The sequence below is a fragment of the Castellaniella sp. genome (assembly GCF_034675905.1).
Classification (GTDB): Bacteria; Pseudomonadota; Gammaproteobacteria; order Burkholderiales; family Burkholderiaceae_B; genus Castellaniella.
This window is the reverse complement of record NZ_JAUCCV010000002.1, coordinates 94,801-120,370: the sequence shown is the minus strand read 5'-3', so window position 1 is coordinate 120,370 and position 25,570 is coordinate 94,801. Positions and strand designations below refer to the sequence as shown.

General features: G+C 57.1%; 32 protein-coding genes and 2 tRNA genes. All 34 read right to left on the bottom strand.

From position 1 onward, the window contains the following. Positions 1-16: 16 nt before the first annotated feature. The 34 genes from VDP79_RS01730 to VDP79_RS01565 all read right to left on the bottom strand — a co-directional run bounded on the left by VDP79_RS01730 (position 17) and on the right by VDP79_RS01565 (position 25,508). Positions 17-460 carry a DUF3293 domain-containing protein gene (locus tag VDP79_RS01730; protein ID WP_323016518.1) on the bottom strand — a complete coding sequence of 148 codons (444 nt, stop codon included), beginning with the start codon at positions 458-460 and terminating at the stop codon, positions 17-19. After that, a complete protein-coding gene (locus VDP79_RS01725; RefSeq protein ID WP_323016517.1) occupies positions 453-1,046 on the bottom strand; it encodes a DNA-3-methyladenine glycosylase I in 594 nt (197 codons plus the stop codon). The genes VDP79_RS01730 and VDP79_RS01725 overlap by 8 nt, the downstream gene beginning before the upstream one ends. A 42-nt stretch (positions 1,047-1,088) precedes the next feature. Next, positions 1,089-2,591, bottom strand: coding sequence for a DUF853 domain-containing protein (locus tag VDP79_RS01720; protein WP_323016516.1), 1,503 nt, complete (start codon positions 2,589-2,591; stop codon positions 1,089-1,091). 27 nt (positions 2,592-2,618) lie between these two features. Beyond that, on the bottom strand, positions 2,619-3,668 hold the full coding sequence (selD, locus tag VDP79_RS01715; RefSeq protein ID WP_323016515.1) for a selenide, water dikinase SelD: 1,050 nt from the start codon (positions 3,666-3,668) through the stop codon (positions 2,619-2,621). 56 nt (positions 3,669-3,724) lie between these two features. Next, positions 3,725-4,816, bottom strand: a complete 1,092-nt coding sequence (mnmH, locus tag VDP79_RS01710) for a tRNA 2-selenouridine(34) synthase MnmH (protein WP_323016514.1) — start codon at positions 4,814-4,816, stop codon at positions 3,725-3,727. Between the two features lie 378 nt (positions 4,817-5,194). Next, on the bottom strand, positions 5,195-5,416 hold the full coding sequence (locus VDP79_RS01705; protein ID WP_323016513.1) for a hypothetical protein: 222 nt from the start codon (positions 5,414-5,416) through the stop codon (positions 5,195-5,197). Continuing rightward, positions 5,413-5,814, bottom strand: a complete 402-nt coding sequence (locus VDP79_RS01700) for a hypothetical protein (protein ID WP_323016512.1) — start codon at positions 5,812-5,814, stop codon at positions 5,413-5,415. The genes VDP79_RS01705 and VDP79_RS01700 overlap by 4 nt, the downstream gene beginning before the upstream one ends. Before the next feature lie 73 nt (positions 5,815-5,887). Beyond that, positions 5,888-6,073, bottom strand: coding sequence for a hypothetical protein (locus VDP79_RS01695; RefSeq protein ID WP_323016511.1), 186 nt, complete (start codon positions 6,071-6,073; stop codon positions 5,888-5,890). Beyond that, on the bottom strand, positions 6,070-7,425 hold the full coding sequence (locus VDP79_RS01690; protein WP_323016510.1) for a hypothetical protein: 1,356 nt from the start codon (positions 7,423-7,425) through the stop codon (positions 6,070-6,072). The genes VDP79_RS01695 and VDP79_RS01690 overlap by 4 nt, the downstream gene beginning before the upstream one ends. 35 nt (positions 7,426-7,460) lie before the next feature. Next, on the bottom strand, positions 7,461-7,925 hold the full coding sequence (locus VDP79_RS01685) for a hypothetical protein (RefSeq protein WP_323016509.1): 465 nt from the start codon (positions 7,923-7,925) through the stop codon (positions 7,461-7,463). A 13-nt stretch (positions 7,926-7,938) separates the two neighbouring features. Continuing rightward, a tRNA-Arg gene (locus VDP79_RS01680) sits at positions 7,939-8,015 on the bottom strand. Between the two features lie 286 nt (positions 8,016-8,301). After that, positions 8,302-8,538: a hypothetical protein gene (locus VDP79_RS01675; RefSeq protein WP_323016508.1), complete on the bottom strand. Its 237-nt coding sequence runs from the start codon at positions 8,536-8,538 to the stop codon at positions 8,302-8,304. Positions 8,539-8,651: 113 nt separating this feature from the next. Then, positions 8,652-8,728, bottom strand: a tRNA-Pro gene (locus VDP79_RS01670). An 8-nt stretch (positions 8,729-8,736) separates the two neighbouring features. Beyond that, positions 8,737-9,078, bottom strand: a complete 342-nt coding sequence (locus VDP79_RS01665) for a hypothetical protein (RefSeq protein WP_323016507.1) — start codon at positions 9,076-9,078, stop codon at positions 8,737-8,739. Between the two features lie 22 nt (positions 9,079-9,100). Continuing rightward, positions 9,101-10,180 carry a hypothetical protein gene (locus tag VDP79_RS01660; RefSeq protein WP_323016506.1) on the bottom strand — a complete coding sequence of 360 codons (1,080 nt, stop codon included), beginning with the start codon at positions 10,178-10,180 and terminating at the stop codon, positions 9,101-9,103. Then, positions 10,180-11,553 (bottom strand): DnaB-like helicase C-terminal domain-containing protein, encoded by a 1,374-nt coding sequence (locus tag VDP79_RS01655; RefSeq protein WP_323016505.1) that lies wholly within the window; start codon positions 11,551-11,553, stop codon positions 10,180-10,182. The genes VDP79_RS01660 and VDP79_RS01655 overlap by 1 nt, the downstream gene beginning before the upstream one ends. A 6-nt stretch (positions 11,554-11,559) precedes the next feature. After that, the gene (locus VDP79_RS01650; RefSeq protein ID WP_323016504.1) at positions 11,560-11,895 is read right to left on the bottom strand and encodes an RNA chaperone Hfq; all 336 of its coding nucleotides are present in this window, start codon (positions 11,893-11,895) and stop codon (positions 11,560-11,562) included. Between the two features lie 26 nt (positions 11,896-11,921). Beyond that, entirely contained in the window at positions 11,922-12,581 is a 660-nt protein-coding gene (locus tag VDP79_RS01645) for a hypothetical protein (protein ID WP_323016503.1), read from the bottom strand. 220 nt (positions 12,582-12,801) lie between these two features. Next, a complete protein-coding gene (locus VDP79_RS01640) occupies positions 12,802-13,545 on the bottom strand; it encodes a PhoH family protein (RefSeq protein WP_323016502.1) in 744 nt (247 codons plus the stop codon). A 236-nt stretch (positions 13,546-13,781) separates the two neighbouring features. Then, positions 13,782-14,138 carry a hypothetical protein gene (locus VDP79_RS01635; protein ID WP_323016501.1) on the bottom strand — a complete coding sequence of 119 codons (357 nt, stop codon included), beginning with the start codon at positions 14,136-14,138 and terminating at the stop codon, positions 13,782-13,784. Then, positions 14,135-14,464: a hypothetical protein gene (locus VDP79_RS01630; protein ID WP_323016500.1), complete on the bottom strand. Its 330-nt coding sequence runs from the start codon at positions 14,462-14,464 to the stop codon at positions 14,135-14,137. Before VDP79_RS01630 ends, VDP79_RS01635 begins: the two co-directional genes overlap by 4 nt. Then, complete coding sequence (locus VDP79_RS01625) at positions 14,461-14,904, bottom strand: hypothetical protein (protein ID WP_323016499.1); 444 nt, start codon at positions 14,902-14,904, stop codon at positions 14,461-14,463. Before VDP79_RS01625 ends, VDP79_RS01630 begins: the two co-directional genes overlap by 4 nt. A 10-nt stretch (positions 14,905-14,914) precedes the next feature. After that, positions 14,915-15,454 carry an N-acetylmuramoyl-L-alanine amidase gene (locus VDP79_RS01620; RefSeq protein ID WP_323016498.1) on the bottom strand — a complete coding sequence of 180 codons (540 nt, stop codon included), beginning with the start codon at positions 15,452-15,454 and terminating at the stop codon, positions 14,915-14,917. Between the two features lie 52 nt (positions 15,455-15,506). Further along, positions 15,507-16,871, bottom strand: coding sequence for a radical SAM/SPASM domain-containing protein (locus tag VDP79_RS01615; RefSeq protein ID WP_323016497.1), 1,365 nt, complete (start codon positions 16,869-16,871; stop codon positions 15,507-15,509). 1 nt (position 16,872) lies between these two features. Next, positions 16,873-17,712 carry a hypothetical protein gene (locus VDP79_RS01610; protein WP_323016496.1) on the bottom strand — a complete coding sequence of 280 codons (840 nt, stop codon included), beginning with the start codon at positions 17,710-17,712 and terminating at the stop codon, positions 16,873-16,875. Further along, entirely contained in the window at positions 17,709-18,428 is a 720-nt protein-coding gene (locus VDP79_RS01605) for a hypothetical protein (RefSeq protein WP_323016495.1), read from the bottom strand. Before VDP79_RS01605 ends, VDP79_RS01610 begins: the two co-directional genes overlap by 4 nt. A gap of 2 nt (positions 18,429-18,430) precedes the next feature. Then, entirely contained in the window at positions 18,431-19,561 is a 1,131-nt protein-coding gene (locus VDP79_RS01600) for a hypothetical protein (protein ID WP_323016494.1), read from the bottom strand. A gap of 24 nt (positions 19,562-19,585) precedes the next feature. Continuing rightward, positions 19,586-19,864, bottom strand: a complete 279-nt coding sequence (locus VDP79_RS01595; RefSeq protein ID WP_323016493.1) for a hypothetical protein — start codon at positions 19,862-19,864, stop codon at positions 19,586-19,588. Then, complete coding sequence (locus tag VDP79_RS01590) at positions 19,861-20,238, bottom strand: hypothetical protein (RefSeq protein WP_323016492.1); 378 nt, start codon at positions 20,236-20,238, stop codon at positions 19,861-19,863. The genes VDP79_RS01595 and VDP79_RS01590 overlap by 4 nt, the downstream gene beginning before the upstream one ends. Further along, positions 20,235-21,344: a sialidase family protein gene (locus tag VDP79_RS01585; RefSeq protein ID WP_323016491.1), complete on the bottom strand. Its 1,110-nt coding sequence runs from the start codon at positions 21,342-21,344 to the stop codon at positions 20,235-20,237. Before VDP79_RS01585 ends, VDP79_RS01590 begins: the two co-directional genes overlap by 4 nt. Beyond that, entirely contained in the window at positions 21,344-22,453 is a 1,110-nt protein-coding gene (locus VDP79_RS01580) for a sialidase family protein (RefSeq protein WP_323016490.1), read from the bottom strand. The genes VDP79_RS01585 and VDP79_RS01580 overlap by 1 nt, the downstream gene beginning before the upstream one ends. Position 22,454: 1 nt before the next feature. Then, a complete protein-coding gene (locus VDP79_RS01575; protein ID WP_323016489.1) occupies positions 22,455-24,005 on the bottom strand; it encodes a hypothetical protein in 1,551 nt (516 codons plus the stop codon). Further along, positions 24,006-24,977 (bottom strand): hypothetical protein, encoded by a 972-nt coding sequence (locus VDP79_RS01570; RefSeq protein ID WP_323016488.1) that lies wholly within the window; start codon positions 24,975-24,977, stop codon positions 24,006-24,008. A 78-nt stretch (positions 24,978-25,055) separates the two neighbouring features. After that, entirely contained in the window at positions 25,056-25,508 is a 453-nt protein-coding gene (locus VDP79_RS01565) for a hypothetical protein (protein ID WP_323016487.1), read from the bottom strand. Positions 25,509-25,570 lie beyond the last annotated feature (62 nt).

Below are 25,570 nucleotides of genomic sequence, written 5' to 3'. Positions count from 1 at the left end.
GTGTCCAGCGCTTACCTTAGCAGACTGCGGTCCAGATCAGGCATGCGACCGTGTTTTCCGGGCATTCCACCAGGGCGCTTTGGCCGAATCGGCGGGCCAGGATCAGCCCCGCCGCCAGGGGCATGCCGGGAATCCACAGGCTGGCCTCGTCCGGCCAGATGCCTTGCGGATCCAGTCCTGTAGCGGGCAGACAGGGAAAGCCCAGCGTATCGACGGCCTGTCGCAGCGCCTGCACCCGTCGGGTATTGGCGGCGGGCCGCAGGCGGCGGCTGCGCGGGTTGCAGGCGGTCAGAATCAGGCTGTGGCCGCAGTGGTACTGCTGGTGCAGGCGGGCCAGATCCGGGTGCGCCTGGTTGATGCGCAGGGTGATTGCGGGCACCGTATCGATGCGGTAAAGCGCATTCCGATAAGCCTGTGCCAGGACGGCGGGTACGGGATCGGTCGGTTGGGGCTCAGTCACCAGATAGCGCCGCATGCCGATGGCAGTCGGTTGTATGGTCCATCAGGCAGCCGATGGCCTGTAGATAGGATTGACAGATCGTCGGGCCGACAAAGGTGAAGCCGTGGCTTTTCAGCAAGCGGCTGAGCGCCTGGGCCTCGGGGCCTGCCGTGGGGATAGCGTCTTCCGGTGTATAGCGATGGATGCGCGGGGCCTGGTCCACCACCGACCAGACCAGGGCTACGGGGTCGGCCAGGGCCAGCCAGGCGTGGGCATTGATACCGACAGCCTGCAGTTTCAGGCGGTTGCGGATGATGGCGGCGTTCTGCATCTGACCCATGACCCAGGGGGCATCGGTCTGCGCCAGGGCTTGGGGGTCGAAATTGTAGAAGGCTGCACGGAAGGCTTCTCGTTTGCGCAGGATGGTCAGCCATGACAGGCCGGCTTGGAAGCCTTCCAGGATCAGCATTTCAAACAGGTGCAGGGGGTCGCGGGACGGCACGCCCCATTCCTGGTCGTGATAGCTCACGTACAGCGGGTCGCCGGTGCACCAGCGGCAGCGAGACAGGCTGTCGGGCGCGGCCACAGACAGGGAATGGATGGACATGACAGTCGGCCTTGTGCGGTTGGGACGGTGCGGCTGCGCGTCTTAGCGACGCCGGCCCACCAGGGAACCCAGCAGACCGCGCACCATCTGGTTGGCGGCGTTGCGTACCATGCTTTTGGCGACGGACTGCACGACGCCGTCGCGACGGCCGCCTCGGGGGCCGGTGGAGCCGAACAGGAAGTCGCTCAGCATCCCGCCCATGCCTCCACCGCCGCCACCAGCATTCGGTGTTTGCTGTTCATCCTGTCCGGCGGCAGGCGTGGCGCCTTGAGCGCGGGCCAGCAGGACTTCATATGCGGACTCACGGTCCAGGGCTTGATCGTATTTTCCGCCCAGCAGGGAAGCCGCCCGCAGCGCTTGCCGTTCAGCATCCGAGGCGGGGCCGATGCGGCTGCCGGGCGCGGCCATCCAGACGCGTTCTGTCGGCGTGGGCTGGCCCTTGGGGTCCAGCATGGATACCAGGGCTTCGCCCACCGCCAATTCGGTGATGGCGGCTTCGATGTCCAGGCCGGAGCGGGGGCGCATGGTCTGTGCGGCAGTGCGCACGGCTTTTTGGTCGCGGGGCGTGAAGGCGCGCAAGGCGTGTTGCACCCGATGGCCCAGCTGGCCCAGCACCGTATCGGGAATATCGCCGGGGTTTTGCGTGACGAAATACACGCCCACGCCTTTGGAGCGGATCAGGCGCACGACCTGCTCGATCTTTTCCAGCAGGGCCTTGGGGGCGTCCTTGAACAGCAGATGGGCTTCGTCGAAGAAGAACACCAGCTTGGGTTTGTCCAGATCACCGACTTCGGGCAGGCGTTCGTACAGGTCGGCCAGCATCCACAGCAGAAAGACGCCGTACAGGCGCGGGGATTGCATCAGCCGGTTGGCCGCCAGGATGTTGATCATGCCGCGCCCCTGGGCGTCTGTGCGCATCCAGTCGAAGACGTCCAGCATGGGTTCGCCGAAAAACTGTTCGGCGCCTTCGGATTCCAGACGCAGCAGGCTGCGCTGGATAGCGCCGACCGAGGCGGACGATACCTGCCCGTAACGCGTGCGTAGTTCGCTGGCATGATCGGCCACGTATTGCAGCATGGTGCGCAGGTCTTTCAGATCCAGCACCAGCAGGCCTTCGTCGTCGGCCACACGGAAGGTCAGGTTCAGCACGCCTTCCTGGGTGTCGTTCAGGTCCAGCATGCGCGCCAGCAGCAGGGGGCCCAGATCCGAGACCGTGGCCCGGATTGGATGGCCCTGTTCGCCAAAGATATCCCACAGCGTTGCCGGGCTGGCGCCCCAGATCGGTTCCGGCAGCCCAAGCGTCTGCAGGCGTTTTGTCAGCTTGTCAGAGGGCGCCCCGGCCTGGGAAATCCCGCTGAGATCACCCTTGACGTCGGCCAGAAAGACCGGCGTGCCGATGCGGGAAAAGGATTCCGCCAGCACCTGCAGGGTAACGGTCTTGCCGGTGCCGGTGGCGCCGGTGATGCAACCGTGCCGATTGGCCATCTGAGGCAACAATCCGGCTTGGAAATCCGTGTTGCGGGCAATGATCAAAGGCTCGGCCATGAGGGCTCCTGGTACGGGGAACGGGTTTCAGGATACCTGAATATGCGGTGCGCCGGCAGTCAAGCGCCCGATGCGGGCGGCCTGGCTGAAGCCATCGGCGCGCAGCAGGGCCAGGATGTCGTCAGCGGCATCGGCGGCGCAGGCGACCAGCAATCCGCCGGAGGTCTGCGGATCGGTCAGCAGGGCCTGGGCTTCAGGGGGCAGGGCGGCATCCAGCGTGACATTGGCCCCGCAGGCGGTCCAGTTGCGTCCGGACGCCCCGGTCTGGATACCCTGGCGCGCCAGGGCGGGGGCCGGTTCCAGCCAGGGCAGGGCGGCGTAGTCCAGCTCGGCGCGCAGTCCCGACCCCCGGCACATTTCCAGGGTATGGCCCAGCAGGCTGAAGCCGGTCACGTCGGTCAGGGCATGGACCGACGGCATCAGAGCCAGCTGCGCGCCCGGGGTATTCAGGCGGGTGGTGCTGCTGATCATGGCCTGGTAGCCGGCCTCGTCCAGGCAGTCTTTTTTCAGGGCAGCCGACAGAATGCCCACGCCCAGCGCTTTGCTCAGGATCAGGACGTCGCCGTCTTGCGCCTGATCGTTGCGTTTGATGTGGTCGGGGTGCGCCAGGCCCATGACTGCCAGGCCGTAGATCGGTTCGACCGAGTCAATGGAGTGTCCCCCGGCGATCGGGATACCGGCCTGCTGGCAGACGGCGGCGCCGCCCGCCAGCACAGCGGCGATGGTCTCGTGCGGCAGGGATTTCAGCGGCATGCCAACCAGGGCCAGAGCCATGATGGGGCGTCCGCCCATGGCGTAGACATCGGAGAGCGCATTGGCGGCAGCGATGCGTCCGAAATCATGCGGGTCATCGACGATGGGCATGAAGAAATCGGTGGTGGCGATCAGCGCCTGTTCGTCGTTCAAGCGATAGACGGCGGCGTCATCCGAGGATTGCGTGCCCACCAGCAGATCGGGGAACGGCCCGACAGGCAGCGCATGGCGCATCAGATCCGCCAGGACGTCGGGCGCGATCTTGCAGCCGCAACCGCCCCCGTGCGAGAGGGATGTCAGCCGGGGAATGGAGGGGTCAGTCATCAGGAAATCTCCAGGGCGGCCGCCTCGCGGAGGCGGGCGGTCGGGTATGTCGGGAATCAATCGGCCAGGACGGCGTGGCCCAGATCCAGCTGATGCATCAGCTGGACAGCCTGGCGGCGGCCGTCGGGGTCGGTCGGGTCGTAGTCGAAGGTCGGCGCCATAGTCAGCCCCGCATAGTGGCCGTGGCTGCTGCGCTGATAGGCTGGGTCGTAGTGGTCCTGCACCAGCGCCTGGAACAGTTCGGCGCGCCGGTCGGTATCGATCAGGGCTTGCCATGCGTGAATGGTCTGTCGGCTGTGCAGGCCGATCAGGCGGCTCAGGACGTCCTTGAAGGCATCCGGGGCGTGGAACAGGTGTTCGTAGTCCTGCAGCAGAAAGGCAATGCGTTGCGGCAGGGCCGCCTGGATGCGCACGCAGCGCCCGCCGTGCATAGCCTGCAGCAGGCTGTCAGGCAGGCTCAACTGGCCGATGCGGCGGCTTTCCGCCTCGACGAAGACCGGGCGGTCAGGGTCCAGGTTTTCCAGGGTCTGCAGCAGCACGGATTCAAAGCCGCGCTGGCTGGGTTGTGGTTGCGCGGGCAGATCGCCCAGCAGCGACCCGCGATGGCAGGCCAGGCTTTCCAGATCCAGTATCTGGGCGCCGGCCTGTCCCAGCGCCTGCAACAGACGGGTCTTGCCTGACCCGGTGGGGCCGGTCAGCACGATGCAGTTCAGCCGGGCGGGTTGATCGGCCAGGTGGTCGATCACGTGGCGCCGCCAGGTCTTGTAGCCGCCGTCGAGCTGCCGCGCCCGCCAGCCGATCAGATTGAACCAGGTGGTCATGGCGCCGGACCGTTTGCCGCCGCGCCAGCAGTAGATCAGCGGCCGCCAGCTGCGCGGGCGGTCGGCGAACAGGGTTTCCAGATAGTCGCCGATATGCCGGGCGACCAGGGCCGCCCCCAGGCGGGTGGCCTTGAACGGTGATTCCTGGGCGTACATGGTGCCGATCAGGACGCGTTCCTCGTTGCTGAGCACCGGGGCGTTGATGGCACCGGGGATGTGGTCGTCGGCGTATTCTGCCGGCGTGCGCACGTCGATGATTTCGTCGAACTGATCGAGGGTATCCAGGCCGCAACGCAGCGAGCCAGGGGGATGGGCGGGGCGATTCATGGGGGAGATTGTAAATCGGCCATCCGGGATGGTGGGTGCTGAGGGGCTCGAACCCCCGACCTACGCCGTGTAAAGGCGCGACCCACCCGTATAAACACTAGGCTTGCGTTGATTTTATAGGGAAATTTTGAAAAATGCCATCCCAAAATCTACCCCGAATTACCACGACCTTGAAGTCCAAGTGTCCCAAATTTGTCCCAAGATTCTTTGCCGCCCACTACTTCTTCGGCATGGGGCTCCAAGCGACAAAATTCTCGCCTAGTTCACCATACCAACGCCCCACGATGCAGACGCCGCCCACGGTCAGTAGCAGACACTTCGCGCCCCTTTCCGGCGGAACCTCGTAGCGCCAATAAGCCTGCCCAGCAACGTAGTCTTTCATCGGTAACCACGCTTAGTTGAGCTGCACACCCCACACAGACCGGGATCGTGCGCAGTGATCTGATCGCCACATTCGACACAGAAAGGAGCTTCTTGTGGGTGGTCGTAGAGTGGCGTAAAGGATTCGATACCGGGCTGGGTTTCAAATTCTGCGCGATCCCGCGTGAAGTGTTCGTCAAACGCATCGGCATACATCCAAGCAAAAGGTTTCTGGCTCATGACTCTCTCCCTGTGTTTTGCGACCCTCTTGTCGCCCCCAGACTCAACTCTGATTTGATCTGTGCGGCGCGAACCATCGACTCGATTTCTGACGGCTTGATGAAGAGCGCCGCGCGCCTGACAATCCCTAAGTCTGCCCGCGCCCTGGTGATGTCACCCTCTGTCAGCGGCATCTGGGCGTCCAGCTTGTTCGCCAATTGGCGAAGCCCACCAAGCGGGGCGTCTTGGTTTCGCTCTTTGGCCCAGTGCGCGAAGCTCTCGCCAATGCCGCGCAGGGTTGACGGGATCGACCAGACTTCGGATTGCCCCGCTGGCTGGAAAACGGGCGTCGACCCTACCATCGCGACCGTCCCATCAGATTCAATTTCGTCCAGCAGACGCTCAATCGGCCCCAACATGGCTTCAAACCTCACCACTGCGGGGATGCGCCCGCCCGTGCGAATGGGGCGCTTGTGCTGCTTTCCCGACGCCCTACGCTGCGCTCTGTTCATCACTCTTTGCCACCTTTGCCATGCCTGCCGTTACCTGTTTCACGAACTCGATGATGGTCAACAGGCCCACCTGCATGCCGTTCGCGTCTTTTACAACAATTGTTCCCCCGACGATTAGCTCAGTCCAGGGGAACGGGTGTTGCTGCCTGATTTCCTTGATTGTCATGCGGCGATGGCGCTCTCGAATTGATCCTTGATGCGCTGCAGGGAATCAGCCTCGGTCTTGTCTCCGCGCCACTCTACAAAGCGGGGCAGAAACAGGGAGTGTGGCTTACCCTCGGTGCTGGAGAACATGATCGAGTTCGCCCGCACCGTCATGATGTTGCCCAGCGTCGATTCGCGATTATCGTGAATGCGCTGGCGCTCAGCATCGGTGAAGCCAGACACCGACACGACCAGGGCGTCGTCGCTGCTTTGGCAGATGATGGAGCCAAACGTCGCTTCGTTCTTGCCCTTGCCGTCCTCGAAGCCCACCACCTTGAGTTCGACGTCGACTTCCAGCTTCAGCTTGATTTGCTCTTTGCTGGTGCCATCTTTCCAGATTGCATCCTTCTTCTTCAGGATCGTGCCTTCCTTGCCCTTGGCCAGAAGTTCGCGGTAGTGGGCGAGCCCTTCTTCCAACGAATTGACCACGCGGGTTTCAATGGGGGACACCAGCGTGCCGCGCCAGTGGTCAGCAGACTTGGCCAACCCCATGAAGCGCTTGATGTAGGGAGTCTTGAACTTGTTCTTCGACTTGACCTCTGACAACGGGATTCCGTCCCAGACATGGCAAATGACCGTGTGGCCCTCTGGGACTGCGCCGCCTTGGGCAACACTATTCAGAATGCCATTGCCGATTTCGCGTGGACAGACTTTGCCGCCAGGGTCCAGCACCAGCAGTTCGCCATGAGCCTGCCAGTTCATCGGCAGCAGGTCGAACATTTCCTTGGCAAGCTCTTGGATGCAGTCCTGCGGGATTGGCGTGCCTTGGCGCGAAGTTAGCGTGACTCCGGTCGATTCGACATTGATGTTGACGAACATGCCGTCAGCCTTTTCTTGGCTGATCACACCGCGTTCCCAGTCCCACTTAGAAAAGTCGGTGTCCTTGGGCAGCGAACAGCGCATGTAGGGGAATGTCGCGATGGCACCTTTGAAGCACTTGTTGACCGTAGACGCACCAAAGCCCGCGCGCAGGTCTTTCTTGATGATGCGTGTCAGAAGCTCGGCACTCTTCGCGTCCAGCGCATCCAGAGTCTGTCTGGTCTGCTCCTGTGCGCCGTTGCCGGTCAGTTGACGCGATGCCAACGCGCCCAGCAGCACCTTGGCGCGCGGCCATGCAGCGTCGTTCTCGCTGTCAAAGAGCGTCCGAACGGGAACCTTCTGCATGCCATAGGTCACGAACGGGTCCAGCGCAGCCCTGACGACCCACATGAATTCGTGGTCCTGGCCATACTTGGCAATCAGCGCTTCTTTGTCTTTCTTGCCAGACACCGCAGCGATTGCTTCGATGGCGTCGAAAATTTCGATTGAGTTCATAGTCGTCTTGTAGTGAGCGATTACTTCAAATTTTGTCAAAACGATCCAGGCGCAACCTGGAAGCACCGAACCCCGTTGGCGCGCCACATGGCGACAACGCGGTCACGGTCATCGAATACCGCGACCAGACGCTGGCGGTCGACTTCAAGCATGTTGTTCAGCCACGATTCCTTCAGCTTATCGTCGGGCGTGTAGTCGCCGTCACGACGCATCATGAGACAGGTTTCAAGCTCGCGCCCCGTAAGCGCAGTGTTCAGCTCAAGCCAGTAGCGCGTTTCTTCACGCACCCAATCGCTGCGCCCGCTGAAAATCCAAACGTCTGCGCCACTGCTTTTCAGCGCGTTCAGCGTGTCGATCACGGGCCAGATCGGCTCGTCTGCGTGACAGTGCGCGTAGAACGAATCCCACTTCTGTTCGCCGCGCGAACACCCGATGAAGTGCTTGCGGTGGCTCAGATCAGCCAACGTGCCGTCAAGATCGAAAATGTAGAGGGGCTTCATTGCTTTCTCCATTTGGCCCGCCCTGCAGGGCTCGAACCTGCGACCTGTCGCTTAGAAGGCAACTGCTCTATCCAACTGAGCTAAGGGCGGATTTCTGTAACCCTGTTTGGTAGTCGCCCTCGTCGTTCGCATAAAGCAGCGTATTAACATCAGGTGAACTCGTAGGACTGTGTCGGCGCTAACCCGACATCAACGAAAGCGACTACCAAACAAGTCTTCGTCTCTCCGAAGCGTCTCTCCGAGTTTCCATGTCCCTGGCGCGAGTCGCCGATGATTTTCGCTGCATGGTAGAGGGCAAGATCACCTTCCAGCTCGGGTGCTTGCATGGCCGCAGTCTCGGGTCAGATAGACTGGCTGGTGGCCACAAAATCGAACGTCAAAAGCTGGTGGGGCGTGCAACCGCCCGCGTCAGGGCCATCAGCCCCTGTTGGAGTTCAGTGCGGGCAATTGCGACCCAGCGCTGGTCTGCGTCGGGATGGGCAGCGACGGTTGCCACAAGGGCACCGATGTCTTCGCCGGTCAGCTTGATGTCGTTCATCAAGTCAACTTCGGCTTCAGACAGCTCTCGGTAGCCCGTGAGCTTGGGTTGTCCCGTGGATTGCAGTTTTTCCATGTCGTTGTTCTCTCGAAATTGGTGGAGGCGACGGGACTACATAGTTACCCGTTCCGATGGTGCCATACGGACCTGCCATCGGCAGTTAGATGATGCACACGCCCCCATGAACTTGGTCTGGCTGGCAGGATTTGAACCTGCGACCCTCTGTTCCCAAAACAGATGCGCTACCAAGCTGCGCTACAGCCAGTGTGAAAATTATGCGGTCGGTTGGTCGGCGATGATCTTTTCGATGTTGTCCCGCGATTCATTCAGCGCCTCGTCGGTCAACTCGATGGATCGCACCCGTTCAATCATCGTCGACCAGAACGTGCGAACGTCATCGTTCGACGGCGAATCCTCCGCCTCGAACATTGCGCAACAGATCAGCACCAACGCTTCTCTGGTCAGCATGTGCGCCGCGATCAACGGGTGGACGTGATGTTCAACCAGCAACCCCGACACACTGCGGCGAAAATCGTCTTGGAACGCCATCAGTCCATGCGCTGCTGCCTGCACGACTTCATCGTCAATCTGGTCAATCTGGGCGGTATCTGTCATGTGAAATCCTATTGGTTGTAGGTCATTGTAAGTTAGCGGTAACTAACAATTTTTGGAAACGTAAGAGCAGGGAAACTGCGCTTTGTTGTGTTAGGTTGATTGCAGTATAGAAAGCGCGAATTATCTCGCCCTCCGATACCTCATTTGGGTCTTTACCAAGCGGTAGCTGAGCAACACGCACTGCAAGACCAATCTTGCGCAGTTCTAACCCTGCGTTGACTGCGTCAATCAGCGCTTGTGGCTCACCGTCCCACATGATGGTCACTTGCTTGAGGCCACGCTTCATCAGCTGTCTGAACTTGCTGATCTGGCCAAAAGCGATATGTTTGCCAAACGTCCCGACCGGGACAACATCACGTAATTCTGGCTCTGCATCCAAGGCGATCTTCGTCGCGATCACATCGAACACACCTTCGCCCACGCATGCCCGCGACGCCCTGACGACGTTGTGACCGTTGTAGAGGTGTTCGCCGGTAGACGAAAACCCGTTCGGAAACCGATACTTCTTCTCTGCAGTCCCGGTGATGTCACGCCCCTGAAACGACACCATGTTCCCGTCCAGGTCGAAGACCGGGATGATGACGCGCTTGGAAAAGTCGATCAGGTAGTCGCCTGCATCCCAAAACGCATCGTGGCAGTAGCGAAGGTGAAAGTATTCAGTCGCTTCCTTGGTGATCCCGCGCTTGGTCAGATACGCAAGATTGCGCCCGTTGACGGGCAGCGGGACTGACGCAGGCAGAACCAAAGTCTTCGGGTCGTTAGCGACGACAGCCAGGGACTTTCGGGCGGGGCGCCAGCCTATCTCGCGCCCCACCTGCAGGATATGGTCGTCAAGCCGCTTGCCGCCCAGCCCTGAACTGAAGCGAATGAACGAAAATTTGTTGAAGCGCGCCTCGCAGCTTCCGCTAAAACAATTGCCCAATCCCGTGTCGCGGTTCAAAAAGACTTTCCACTTGGCTGTCCCACACGCTGGACATTCCTTTAGGTTTAGCTGCTCTCCGCTCGACCCGTGCGTAACCCGATACTCAATGCCTTCACGGTCAAGGTATGCCTCGATTGGTAGTGCTTCGATGGCTTCGAGAATTTCGGGTTTGAGCGCCATTACTCTTCCCCGATCACTTCGCTGATGAAGATCATCTTGTCCAGTTCCTGGGCGATACGCACACTGAACCCATCTGCTTGGTTGCGACACGCGGCAAAAAACAGTCTGGCCTGCTTGAGCGCTTTTTCTTCCTCTGTTCTGTTGATGGAAATGACGACGTCTGCAATGCGAATTTTGTTGAAGTCTTCGGCGACGTCGGTCATCGTCGCTACAGCTTTCTTCGCGCCGTCCCTGTTCGTCTGTGTGGCGGTCAGCACCGCAACGTCCTCCATCATGGCCAAGCCGCGTAGGTTGACGTAGACGCTCTTTGAATTCTCGATGGTGTTGTCAGTGACGCGCTCGGGCTGCATCAGGTCCGCGTAGTCGACGATCACTAGGTCGAACTTGATCCCCTTTGCCTTGTAGCGCTCAAGTAAGCGACGCAAGTCAGATACCCGCATGACGCCGGTTGGGTATTCGTGGATGATGAACTTGCCTGAGTTCAGCTTGAATTTCTCTACCGCCGCTTTGATCGCGTGGGTGTTCGCGCCAAGCTGGTTCATCGCCACTTCTGCGATCCGCGCGTCAGCCCGTTCAGCGGTGATCTTTGCTGACACTTCCAGGGTCACATACAGCACGTTGTAGCGTTGGACTGCCGCTGTCGCTGCGATCCCGAAGTTCAGCAAGGCAGTCGATTTCCCGCCCTTTGCTGGCCCCATCAGCACAGACAGTTCTTTGCGACCCCATCCGCGCTGGTGCAGCAGCCTGTCAATCTCTGGGTAGCCTGTAGTGACCCCGGTTGGCGGCAATTTTCCGGCAGCGCGAAGCAGACGCTCTTCGGTGCGCGATTCGATCATTTCGGTGTAGTCGTATGACCCACCGTCGTCGTTGCGCCCGACGTTCGCCGCCTTGGTGATCGCCGCCTCGATACGGTCGAAGTCGCGGGCGTCCAGAAAGCCCACAGAGTCCAGAATCGCCGCACTAATGGCCTGATGCTTGGCGAACTGGGCAACCTGCTCAATGACGTAGTCGCGGTCAGAAATGTCGATGTCGAACAGGCCTGTGCGACCCTTGCCCGCGACATACATGATGGACGCAGCCGCGACCTCTTTGGACACGACCTTAGATATGATGTCGTGCTTGATCAGGTCGCCGATGATGGTCTTGTCGCCTGGGCACTTGCGGTATTTGTCGAAATACCGCAGTCCCATGTTGACCAGGGCGGCGTTGGTTTCAGACTCGAAATACTGGGGGAGAATCAGTCCCTCGACCTGCTGCATGAACGATGTGTCGCGCAGCACCAGGGCGGTAATCTTTGATTGAAAGTCCTCGTCGAATTCGTAAATCGTTGGTAACGCTGCTGGCGACGACGTCGCAACCGGAACTGCCGACATCCGCCCTTACTCCTGCTCGACGGTTTTGCTTTCCTCGAAGGTCTCAATAGCATGCTTGAAAACGGTTGTTGCCGTCCCTTTAGCTGCGTTGAAAACGGTCACGGTGTAGCGGTCGCGCGCTTTGATCGTTCCCGCCAATTGATCGCCTGAAATCAGACGGATAAAGACGGTCTTGCCCGACTTCTGAATGCGCTCCAAGATCGCGTCGTGGCCCTTGGCGACGAAGGGCTGCTTGTGACCGGTATTTCTGGACGGGTCTTTCGGCAAGGTAAGGCGACGACGGTGTTCCGCTTGTTGGTCTTTGCGGACGCTGTCGACTGACGTAGGGTTAGGTGTGGACATTTGGACCTCTTGTAAGTGAGTGGTAACTAACAATTTTGGATAAAACTAGCCCGCTCAAGAACTTCTGCATCGAAGTGTTGGGCAGCGATTTCAGCGGGAATCAGTCTGTCTTTGAAGACTAGGCGGGCCAGAAGTCTGTCTTGAACCGACCGTCTCTGAATCTGACCAACCAAGTATAGGAAGTAGTCATCTTGCTCTGGCATGCCGCAATAATTTCCCGGGAGATATATTGGGTGCGTGGCAAGCTGAAGCGTCAGCCGTTTGGTTTCCAGCCACGCCACCTCCAAGTCTAGTGATAGCTCTTCTGACAGAATCTGATTCGGGCGCAACAGGTAGCGCGAACCGCGCTCAAACGCTCGATTGAATGCGAACCGCAGGTAATAGTCGTAGCGACAACAGAGACGGTCAGCCTCCTGGCGTGCGCGCCAAAAGTGCATCAGTCCACCCGACGCGAATAGCTCTGTGACGCCAAAAACTGGCACGGTGGGCGCCGTAACCGCGTCTTGGACCTTGGCATACTGATCCCTGTATGCACGCTCATACGCCAGCATAAACAGCTCTGTTGCCCGCGCTGGCAGCTCCATTCGATAGTCCCACCAGCGCGACAGGTAAAGCTCTGGTTCCAGCGCTCTGATTTCTGGCGGTATGTGGCGCAGCGCACCAAGCACCGCTTTTTGAATTTCCATTTCACCCCCAAAGTGATTGCAGGGAATGTATAGACGCCAAGTAGGCTGACAGGGCGGTGATAACTTTGCCGCCAGCCCTTAACTTAGTTGTTTAAGGTTTTAAGAAGGGTTAGATATAGAGGGGAAGCCAAAATCGTGATAACTCTGGCTTTCCTCTTGCCGCCCAGCTAATGGAAGAGGGTGCGGATACAGCGAAGCGTCCCTCTTTTGTTTATTTAAATCAATCACTTGCGTAAGCTGCAAGCACTTCTGAAACGAACCCGGAACGAACCACATCACTGCGGTCAAAAGTTATCACCCGAACGCAAGGGATGTGGGAGACGCGGTTCGCCGCGTCGACGAGTCCCGAGTTGGGAATGTCTGACTGTGCTGCGTCCCCGTCGATCACAACTTTGCAGTTATCACCGATGCGGGTCAGGAACAGCTTCATTTGTCCTGGCGTGGCGTTTTGGGCTTCGTCGAAGATCACGAAGGCATCACGGAACGTTCTGCCACGCATGAACGCCAGCGGGATAGCTTCAATACGCCCGGATTTAACGAAGTAGTCGGTCGCCCCCTTACCAAGACGCTCGTAAAGGATTTCCTTGATTGGAGCCAGGTATGGCTCATACTTGTCGGCCAACTCACCCGGCAGAAAACCAAACTCTTCTTGGCTTTCAACCGCTGGGCGGGTGATGATGATTCGATCCACTTCGCCCCGATCAAGCATGTCTGCAGCGATCATCGTTGCCACATAGCTTTTCCCGGTGCCTGCAGGGCCAAGCCCAAAGGTGACGTCGAAGTTTTGGATTGCCGCGATGTATTGCTTCTGCTTCGCGGTTTGGGCGATCAGTGGCGCGGTGTTGCGTTTTGGGTGGATCGGTCTTGGCTCGTCTTGGCGAAACCGTGGGTCGTTTTCAGCTTGGACTTGCTGACGACGATTTCTGTTTAGTGCCGGGACTTTCTGCTGCTGCTTTCGAGCCATGCGTGCTGCCTATGGAGTTGGTTGATACGCCAAAGCGCTTGCGTTGTTCTGCGACGCGCTCACTGATCCAGTCGATTTTGTCGTTATCTCGAATTTGCAGGTCTGCATACATTTTTTGCAGCTGCTTGTATGCCTTCGCCAAGGTAGAGACCCTGACTTTGCCATCTGCGCCTGGTTGCAGCTTGGGCGCGTCTACGCTGCGCTCCATAGACCGCGACGGGGGAATTAGCAGGGGTTCAGTCGGGACGGGTGTTGAGCACCCCGACAAGACTGTCGTCAAGCACAGGATCACGAGGGCAAACCACTTTTGCACTTTCATGGGGAACCTCAACAAACGATGGAAGCGACGCCAGGGCTTCGTCCTGTAGCGCAAAGAATGTGTCGTTGCCGCGCATGGCATCAGCGATTCTCTGTTCGCGTTGAATTGCGCTGGCGACAATCTTCACATCGCCCTGGCGGGCGTCAGAAAGGGCGCTGGTGCGCTCCGCACTCTCGAAGCGACCCTTCGTGACATACCCCGCAGAAAAACCCACCACGAGGGCTGTGAGGCCCACCAGCGCGACTGTCTTGATAGATAACAGACTTGGGATCACGTCTCTTCATCCTTTTGCTTGCCGCCCATGCGTTCAGCCCACCCCGTCACAACGAGCTTGACGCCCTCTGGGATGCTTGCCTGCAGTGCATCTAGGGCGTAGCTACCAACAGCACCGGCGCCCAAGCCCACAACCGCAGCCATCGCGACATGCGCGTTGCCGGTGAAGTAAACCCCCGCAGCGGCAGCGAAAATTTCGCCCACCAGCAGGTTCATCAGGCCCTCGGTGAGACGCGGTTTTTCGCCTTTGCGAGTGAAGTTGCGCACCGAACCCACCGCGCCGCCCAGTAATGCTGCAATGACCTGTGGCGTCAGAGATTCGTTCATTTTTCCCGATACCTTGCGCTGTCAGCGATTACTTTTCTGCCGACCAGGAAGCACAGCAACGAAAGCTGTGGATACAAAACCATTGCAGTCGTAAGGGGGGGGTATGCAACGATGAAACCAGCGCTGACCAGCGCCCAGACGAATGAAGACAGAAATAGGGAGTAGCCGCCAAGAAAGCGCGAATCAGTCTTTGCGCTAAAGATGCCCAGCAATGACATGAGCGACATCGCTAGGAATCCCGTTGCCAGAACTGACGATCCCGCAACCCCGAACCCCGCGTATGCAGCAGACGCAAACATGCGGGGGTCAACCATCGCGGCGACAGCCCACGCAAAGAAGAGGGTGAAGTTGAAGACTTCAAACACGCGAGTCTTCGTGGCGAATAACCAGTCAAACCCTGCATCGAAAAGACTGTCGCAAACGTCAAATAAGCCGCTCATGTGCGTCACCTTAGAGTTTGTCGTCAAAGAGCTTGGCAATTTCGGTTGCCACCAACCACTGCTTTTCTTCCCAAACCGCTAGGTCTTGTCGGCTCGAAATGAAGAACGTCTCGACGATGATGCCGCCAGCGTTGACGTAGCCGAGCTTGCCGCGCGCGGACTGAGACTGGTCGATCCAGCCACGGTCGCCACGCACGCGCAGAGACAGCACGCGACTGATTGCGTGGCTGATCTGGCGCGAAATGTCTTTGTCTTTCGGGAGGGAAATCGTCTCGACGCCAGATGCTGCAGGACTCGTCGATGCGTTCGTGTGGAATTCCAGGGCGTAGTCGGGCTTGTGCGCTTTGATCAGTCTGATCGCTGTGTTCAGCGTCTGGTTCTCTTTGCCTTCGCCGTCAGTGATGACTTCGTGGCCCGCTTGGCGCAGCTTGAGCGCGACGATGTTGCGAAACGCGGTCATCACCTCGCTTTCTTTGCGACCGTTGTAGACCGCGCCTGAGTCTGGTCTGTCGACGGTCGCATGTCCTGCGGTGATTACGATCTTGGCCATGTTTAATCCATATCAATAATACGGCCATTGTAAGTAAGTGGTAACTTACATTTCAACCCAAAACTCTAGGGACAACCCTTGGTGCGCCCGGTTTTGCTTCGGTGACCTCGAACAGATTCTTTCTATGCTCTGGCAGAGTGGGGGATTCAATGCGATATGGGACATACCCGCCAGTTGCCAATTCAACCGCGCGGGCAAAGAACGGGACGTGGTCTGAATACGCGTTTTCGCAGCTCAGGTAGAAGTAGTCACCCTCAAGAAACATGCACGCGCCCTTGCAAAGCTGTAGCACAGGGCATTCCAAGCATTCCTGGCGTGTCGCCCAGTGGCGGGCGGTATCAAGCGCTGCGTGTTCGATGTCGTCGACGTGACCGATCTTGTGGCCCTCACCATTGGGCGCGAACGATACGATGGACACGTTTTGGCAAGTCAGAATGTTCCCATTCAGGTCAACCGCGATGTGGCCTGGGCGATCCATCCCGCACTTCTGGCCCAGAACCTCCGCAGGTCTGGCGTATGCCATGCTGTCAGCCCATTCATCTAGGCGGGTTCTGGTGATGCTAAAGTTGTCGATTGCGTCCGCCTGAAGCTGATCGAGGGTCATTTTGCGAAACTGCGCCTTTTCCTCGGTCTGCTTCATGCTTGTTTGTGCGCCACCCTCGTCGTAGACGTCGATGAATGAGCCTTCCCCAATGGGGACTTCTGGATCGCCGGTCAGATCGACGAAGAACTGCTGGATCGCCGCGCGGTCTAGGTTGCTGCGACTAACCATCGAGTTGAAACTCATGCGACCCTGCGGGCGCAAGCGCTTGTAAAGGTCAAGAATCGCTTCTTTCTTCTTGGGGTCATCAAACGGGTCTGGCCCGCGCACAAACTGCCCAGGCCCGTCGTGCGACACACCTACGTTGAACCCTGTGCGGTCCAGCCACTCGTTGATTTCTGGGGTCAACAACGATCCGTTGGTGATCATTAAAAACGTGGTATTCGGGAACTGCTCGCGCAGTGCTTCGGCGAGTGGAACGAGCGTCTTAATGTAGACCAGTGGCTCGCCACCCCAGAACTCGATTCGCTGCGGCGTGCCCACCATCCACTTCGACAAACTGTCCAAAAATGGCTGAACCTGCTTGCGCGACGTTTCGTCTGCACGCGGCACAAACCGCTGACTGCAGTAGTCACACGAGTAATTGCACGATAGTCCAAGTTGGATTTTCAGCACCTGCACGTTGGCGGTTTTGCCTACAGGGCTATCGTGGTCAAACACGGTGGCTTTGCTATCTCTGTTGAAGCGCCTGTCTTCAATCGACGCGACGGGGACTCGCGCCCCGTTTTCGTAGTGCAGCGTTCCCGCCATGTTGTCGTAGACGAATGTTTTCTCACGCCCTGTCTTGGCGTGTTTGGTCTGTAGCGTGAAGCGCATGTTAGTCCCCGAAGCGAATGATGCCTTGCGTCACCATGTCGAATGGATGAATTTTCCCGAAGTATTCATTGGGCTCCCAGCCGTCCTCGGTGGGGTCGTAGTGATACCAAGGCAAAATGTTGATGACCAGGGCGGTGCGCTGGTAGTTGCAGCGTTGCTGACAGTATGTGGAGTGCAAGAACGACGTGTTGACGATACACAGTTCGCCCGACTCGGGGATGAACAGTTCGCCCGTCTTGTATTCCAGACCAAACATGCCGTTGTTGTTGATGCACAGGTTGAGCTGCAGCACATACGAATCTGCAGAGTCAACGTGCCAGCCATTGCCAATCTGGCACAGCCCATTCAGGGTTCGCGATGCGACCCGCGCGATGGGGAAGTTGAATGAGTCGAAGAGGGCGTTAAGCGTCGGCAGGTGGCTCTCGATATAGGGGTGACGACGTCTGAACGCGAACTGGTCGACGTAGTCGCTTTTCGGCTTGCCCGCAGCACGCTCAGCGCAGGGCGCGCCGAAATACTGCTCGTTTGTCATTTCCCGGTATCTGGGTGCGCCAAACGTTTCGCGATGCCACTCTGACTGTGGGCTGTCTGGGTTGTAGTAGAGCGACGCGCCGTAAAGAGCAAGCGCATCTGCGCGGGAGCGCCACAACTGTGCGCCGACGCGCTCGTAGAATTGGAAAATTTCGCGGTGAATTGCTTCGTGATCGTAGGCAATCTTTTTTGTGTAGTCGATCTTGCGATCCAGCCCGCCCAGTTTGCGGCGCGCTTCGTCTTCGCCAAAGTGCATGGCAAGGAACTTGTCGACCGTGTATTGGCCAGGAATGTCTTTGTATTTGATCATGCGGTGATTTCGACAGAGTCCAGGTTCGAGTAGTAGCGAAAGCCAATCTTCACGGTGGCTTTGTCGCCTGGGTCAAGCAGCATCGGGGCGAACCTAAACTCTGCAACACCATTTTTGTCGGTGACTGCATACCTGCGGTTCAAGTATCCCGCGTCTGTCTTAGCGTAAACCTTCATGCCCGAGCGCTTCAGCGGCTTTCCACCACGCACGACCTTGGCAAAAATGGTCGTGTAGTTCTTGCTCTTGACAGCGCGTGTCGTGACGCTTGGGTAGACACTGTTGCTGAAGGCAACATATGCGTGGTGGTCGTTCTCAACAAGCGTATAGTCCTTGACGCCTAGTGCGTCGATGTCTGCTTGGGTTGGGACATTCAGGCGAACTGCTGCGTCTTTCAGCGTGCCATTCGTGAATGGGAGGTAGACCTGCCCAATGTTTGGCAGCTTGGTTTGCAGATTTTTCAGGTAAACCATACCTGGTCTGCGCGACGCTTCGCTTTCCATCATCTTGTTGCGCAGGATCAGCTCGCCATGCTCTCCCAAAAACACATACACACTGTTGATTTCTGAGCGCTCGTTGTGCCCAATGAACTCAGACAGCAGTGCGTTTGTCAAGGTGCGGACCACGCCGTCGACGGTAAACTGCAACTCGTCTTTTCCGACGCGAATCGACTCGATGCGGGGGGTGCGATCACCGCAAATTGTGAAGGCAATTTTCATCGTCAGTTGTTCCCGCAATTGCAATCGCACGCACACGCGCAATTGCAATTGCTGTAGCTGATGACGCGGCGCAACTGAACGGCATTTCCGGTTCTGTAGGTTTCGTAGGTTATTGAGCCGGTGTTGCCGCTGCCTTGCGTTCTGTCAGGGCCTAAGCCAAGGATGACTTGCGTCAGCACTGGCGACCCCTTCACCCACAGGTCTGCGTCTGGCAGGTTGTATTTCGTGCCATCGAAGTAGAGGTATTTGTTCTTCGTGGCGTTCAGGTAGATAACGCCGGTGTTTGAGTTCCCGTTGAACCCAAACACACCCAGCGAACCAGCTTCAATGTCAAGTGGCCCCTGCATGGAGTCGCCAGACTTTGCGACCTTTGAGCCCAAGTCAACAGACGCCATCGCGCGCTGAACGAACTTCGTTGTGGCGAGCTGATCGGTGTTGCTGCTTGCTGCTGCTGTGGGGGCTGTGGGGGCGCCTGTGAATGACGGGTTCGCCAGCAGGGCATACAAGTTCGACTTGCGCCCGTCAAGCATTTCGGCGTTCAGGTTTTTGTTCACCGCGCCATTGTTTACTGGGATGTTGCCATCGGCGTTGCCTGATTGTTTGCCATCCAGCAAGTCTGCGTCCAGGCCGCTGGCTGCGCCCATATTGCCAGAGTGCCAAATCTTTGCCGCGATTTCTGCCGTCGCCTGGTCGAAGTCCAGGAAAAAGCCGCGTGTGTTGGTGCCGCGGTCGTAGATTTCCAGTCGATCTTTCTTCAGGCGCAGCGCGACGTTGCCCGCCAGTGTGGAGCCAGACTCGGGACGCTCAAGCGAGATTGCGCCCCCGTCGTCGCCAGAGGTTCTGCGCGCCAAGCCCATGTAGGCGATCTGTGGCGCTTGCGCTTGCGGTTCGTCGCCCAAGTTGGTCACTGCTGACAAATCCATCGTCAGCATCCACTCTGGCTGCGGGGACGTGCGTGTCAGCAGGTAGATTTTTTTCTGGTCAACTCTGTAGCACTGCATACCCACTTCGATGCCGACAGTAGGGAACGCGGTGCCGGAACTGTTCGAGAGCGCAGTGCGGTCATTGTTCAGCAGCAACGCCAGCGAGCTTTGAATGGACTTTGACGACTGAATCTGAGTATAACTTTGCATGGCTCTTTGTTCGTGAGTGGTAACTTACATTCTAGTTGAAAAATTACGCGATGTCGCCGTTTCTTGATAGTCCGCTGGTAGCTGCTTTCTGAACAGCTCGCTTAGATATGCGTTCATGCAGTGGTCTTCTTGCCAGAAAAATATGACGTCGATGACTGCCCGCGCGATTGCCCAGCGTCGCTTATCGTTTCGACAGCGCCATGCTCTTGACGACAGCGTCTCGTCGGCATAACCGGCAAGCAGGGCGTTGGCAAGTTGGTCTGCCGCTATAGCTGTCTGCAAGAAATAGCTGCGTCGCGTCACGGCATTTCTTCCAGCATTGCCAGCACTTCTGGCGGCGCAGGGATTGGCTGTGGAAGGTCTTTGACAACTCGCTCTTCGTTGATTGTTTGCATCGCCAGCACCGTCGCTTTGATTTCAGGCGTCAACTCGGGAACCTTGGTCGCTAGGTATGCAACGAACTGAGCAATGTCGGGGCGCTTCAGGTCGATGTATTTGCGAACCTGTGAATCTCGCACCAGCGCCTGGACGGTTGCGTCTGGATTCGCCAGCACAGGCACCTTGGCGGGGCCGAAACGGTCGTAGAACGCGCCGACTTCGAGCCAAAAATAATTTGCTGGCGCGAATTCCCAATATGGGGCGCGCCGTGTTGGTTGTAGGACTTTGATGATTGTCATTTGATTCTCATGTATTTGACGGCGCTGTCTTTGATTTCTTCCGCTGGCAGGCCCAGTAGCGATGATGGGAGGGTTCTGAATGAGGTATTCCCCTGCGCTGCAATGAAGGTATTGTTTCCGTAGACGATATCTTTATAGCCATAAATGGACGGCGTAACCGCTGTTCCCCAGGTTAAGGCGTCTGCGGAATAAAGCACCCTTTCGTCGTTTATTAAAACAACAACAAACTTCCCGTCAGCATAAACGGCCTTATACCATTGATTGTTGGTGCCTGACGGAAAGTATTCTTGCGTCCACGTTTGTCCGTTGTCGACAGAGTAAAAATAAAATGGTCTGCCTTGCTTAAGCGCTAGAAAAATCCCTCCCCCAAATGCAACGCTGGATGGTGCTGCGGCAAGAGGGCTTGAAAGCGTCCATGTTTGCCCGTTGTCGTATGAATAGGCAGCTTGGTAACTGGTATATGAGACGGCAACAAAAACGCCATTTCCGAAAGCGATTCCACTCCAGTTACTGCTACTTGGCAAATTTGCTTGGGTCCACGTTTTGCCGTTATCGACGGAATACGCCGTCTTGTCGGTTGATTCTGCCAACGTAACGAAAACACCATTTCCGAAAGCGATCCCACGCCAATTTCCCTTAAATGGCAGTGTGGATGCAGTCCACGTTTCACCGTTATCAAGGGAGTAAAAGGAGATATCAGAATTGTATGGCGTGACGACGAAGGCGTCGTTGCCAAACGCTATTGACTGCCAAACGCCATTAACTGGCGTGTTCGACACACCCCAGGTCTCACCGCTGTCGTCTGAGTAAACTGCCACGCTGGGACTTAGCCCGACAAATCTCTCGTTGCCGAACCCGATGACGCTAAGGTAAATAACTAAAGGCACCCATACCTCAATATTGCTTTCCAGTGACCCAAACTTCTCAAACGCTTCTGGGTATGTCGTCTCTTCATCGGTCAACACGTTGCCTGACCGCAAATACACCGCACTACCTGTGTCATAAAGCGGGTTCACCGCGCTATTGTCAACGTCAGGGAACCAAACATGTGAACCGATTGGACGGGCTGCAGAACCGCCCAGTAGTTTTTTCAGGCTGGTGGGCATTATTTCACTCTCATGTATTGAACTGACAGACCATCATGGGTTTCGGTTGGCAGGCCAAGGAGTGCGGCGGGGAGGGTGCGAACGAATTGATCGCCGTAGGAGGTTGCGGCGACAAAAACATTGTTACCGTAGGCGGCGGAAAACCAATATGAATTAATGGGTAAGGTCGCTGTGGCCCAGGTTTTTCCATCGTCAATGGAGTAAGCTACTTGATCAGAACTTTGCGCGACCACAACAAATACTCCGTTGCCGTATACAACAGACACCCACTTGGCACTCGAAGGCATCGTTGATGCGGCCCACGTTTTGCCGCCATCGGTTGAATACGCCGCTTGGTCTGAATTTTGGGCGACAGCAACAAACACTCCGTTGCCATATGCAATCGAATACCAACTAGAGACAGCAGGAAGTGTGGCTTCATTCCATGTCTTGCCGCCATCTACAGAGTAATTCGCTTTCAGAAGACTCCATGCAACCGCGACAAATACTCCACCCCCATAAGCCACGGACTGCCAACTGGAGACAGATTTAAGCGTCGCCATGTTCCATGTTTTGCAGCCATCAGTAGAATAACTAGCTTCGTTAGTGGCGATTTCCCCGACAACGACAAACACCCCGTCGCCATAGGCGATTGATCTGCAGTCGACCGTTGTGGGTAGGACAACTTGATTCCACGTTAGTCCATCGTCATTTGAGTAATTTACTTTCGTGCCCCCAACTGTCGCAAATGTGTTAGGACCACGCGTGATCGACTTCCAGCCATTACTAAAAGGAACGGTTGTTTGAACCCAAGTGAGCCCGTCATCTGTGCTGCGAAGAATCTTTTGTGCCCCGACCGCAACAAAGACGTTGCTTCCATAAGCTACGGACTGGAATGCGCCCAATGGTGTGGGCGCGAGAGTCCACACCATTGGGTTAGCTTTCGCCTCCCCAAATTTCTCGAACGCCTCGGGATAATTCGCTTCTTCATCGGTCAGCACGTTGCCAGATTTCAAGAATGACATTCCGTCGACTTCGATCAGGGGTTGCGGCTGATCTTGCATCCAGACAACTTCACCCAACTCGACGGCGGTGCCACCGCCCACAACGCTCTTCAGACTGATTGGCATGTCACACCTCCCAGTCGGTGCCGTTGAACACGAACGTCAGTTCCGCGTCAACGTCGAAGATGACCGATGTGTCGCTACCCTTGGCGGTTCTGATGGTCGCCGCTCCGACCCCGACCTGAATCGTCGGCGTTGCGGAAAGCGATTTCGAGAGGGTCACTGACGCGCCGATTTCAAGCCCTGCCACTGCAGGTAGTATCACTACGATGCTGCTGCGAAGCCAGTAAGTGCCTCCTGTCTCAGCGGTGAAATCAGATACTCTTTCTGTATCTATTGCGGTAACGCCGGTTGCAACCCCGGCAGTGTCAAGGTCTCGGACGATGTTCGACACAAGGCTTCGCGCAGCGCGGTGGTAGGCATCCGGTTTGTAGTGCGAATAATTAAGTCCTTCAGCCAGCCAATCCGCCGCAAGTGTCGCGGGGGGCTTGATAAGCGTCGTGTTTTGGTCGCTTGCAATCTCTCGCTGCACCTCAAATAACGCGTCCCCAACCTGCTTGCCTATCGCTTGCGGGGGATCGCCATAGAAGCCGTGGTGCAGTCCCTGAATAACGATTCTTATGTTCGCCTTTGTGACCGAGCGCATCTTTGCGAATATCTTGAGCCATGCCGCGCGAGTGCGCCCGATTGACGGCACTGGGTTTGCAGAGCCAGGAAATGCTATGCCGTTGATGTCGCTCTCGCCCTGTCCCCAAACGATAACGTCGACGGGTATTCCAAGTGTCAACACGCCGCTCAACCAAGCATTCAGTGATGGCCCCGCGACATCACTTTCAAGGTCATACCAGTAGTCTGGGTAGGTGGCCATGTCGATTTGCGCCGCCTTGTCTGCGGTAGAGGCGCCGACCGAGAGATTGATTGGCAGCACTTCAATGGCTCGTAAGCCACGCTGTTTGGCAAGCATTGCCCTAAACGTCGTTGCGGACTGTGTCGCCTTCGTGGCACCGCTTAACGTGTTGAAGTGAGCGCCTACGTTGCTTTGTCCCGCAAACACCACGCAGAGTTTTACCAACTCAGAATCAGAGACAACCGTATTGCCGTCTGTGATTGCGTATGCGCCCGCCCAATACGCGGTCGGGGATTCTTCTCTTACGCGAAACTTCAGGTAGCCTGGAGGAAAGCCAAAATCGACCACCGACAACTCTACTGGATAGTCAACGAATGATTGCCCGGTAACCCGGATTGTGCGAATCACACTTGGTTGTGGGCCAGTCGTCAAAACATCGACACGAAAAACCCGACCGCTAATATCGCCGGTCGCGCTCCAAGAAAACTCTACGTCACCGTAGCTGTTCGCTTTGATGGCCAACCCCGTGGGTGTCCCACCTTCGTCTGCCTTTGGTGCCGACGTTGTCGGCTCCCAAATTACCGGCGATACACTTTTAAGCACATACATAACCCCTTCGTCATCGCGCCAGCACTGCATACCGACAACAAGATTCGTGGTCGGAAACGCTGACCCCGAATTATTCGAGAGCGCAGTCTTGTCGTTGTCCATCAACGCGGTCAGCGAATCAGAGACTTTTGTTGTTGGCTCGACGACGGAGAATTTTTGCATTTAAATACCTTTTGCCGACCACGAGAAAACACCCTCAACGAGTTCGCCGGTCTGTCTTTTCATGAACGCAGTGAACCCAAGCAAGTCCACGTCTTGGACGAATGGGATGATGATTTCTTCGCCCATCCCGCCCTTGGTTGTCAGGTAAACCTCTGGGATGACGTGATATTCGCGAGAAAAATTTACTCGCACACCGATGGATGCCAGCTGGACGGTGGCACTACCTCTGTCGTCAATGTCAGGCACGTCCACGACCGCCTGTATGTTAGTTAGCAAGCCACGGTCACTGTTGTTCGACGTCAGCGACGCGCGGAACACTGCCTTTTTGTAGTCATAGTCGCCAGCGATGAAGTCGCGCCAGTCTGAGTATCCGGGGATGTTCCCGAACGCCAGCATCTGTTTGAACTCTTCCAGCCCCACGCTCTTTGCTGAGAGCAACATGTCGCTGATCGCCAAACCGTCAGATCGAACGATGGCGCCCCAAACACTGAACGAGTCAATGAACTCCCTGAATGAATGCTTTTGGCTGCTGTCTGCGACCGCAATAATTTCTGCAATGTGCGCAGTAAATTTTGCGCGACGGGAAAGCTCTGTTGCGATGGAAATGCTGTCCGCACTGTTCTTTGCAACCTTCTTGTTGTTCAAGGAGCGGACAGCCAAGTATTCCTGACGATTTTTTTCGATGTGACGTGCCGCAGTGTCGTCGAATTGAATCGACTCCTCGATGCCAAAGATGGACGCCCATGAGCGCGTCATGCTGTCAGCAACCGTTAACGACCCGGGGTGATTCGAGGTGACCTGCTTGCGCGATGCAGCGCTGACAGAGAACAGTTCTGCAATTTCGGCGAATAGGTGTCTCTTTGCTGTCCCGACGCTGTCGACGATGATGTCAGCGACGTGGGCGAGTGACCACTCGCCAGCACCGAACTCCCCAATTTGCAGGTCAGAATATGCTGGGTCGCTCCACGTCACATCAGCAGTCTCCCAGGTGTAATTGACCCCTGTTTGACGAGCGACTGTAGTGGACGACCCCACGAGTCTGCCTGCCCGTTATTGCATGTTGAACGTGAAGGCGACAGTCAGCGTGTCAGCTGCGCCCTTGTTGATCACGTCGAACACAACGCGGTCGAGCATGGCGCCTGCAACAGCCGCGTTGAATACCGCAGCTTCCGTGATGGGGCCGGTCGCTGTGCCAGCGTCCAGAAACGTGCTGAGGGTGAACGACTTGGTGCCTGCAGTGTGCGCGTAGACCGCAGACTGTCTGACCCCGATTTCATCAACCAACGCGGCTTGGGTGCCGCTTACAGCGGTGGTGCCTTTGCCGACGCCGATATACCCCATGATGTCAGGGCGCGAAGGCGACTTGCACATGGCGTCAGCAATGAAGTCAAAGCCCACGTCGACAACCATGTTGTTTTTGTGCGTAACCATCACTTCGCCGCTTGGCTTGATCAAAGTTGCCGTCATCGAACCATGCAGTTTGAGTTTTTCAGTGCCGCGCAAGGCGTTCTCCGGTTAATGATGGTAAGTGGTAACTTACACTTCAAGGCGCAAATTCGCCAATT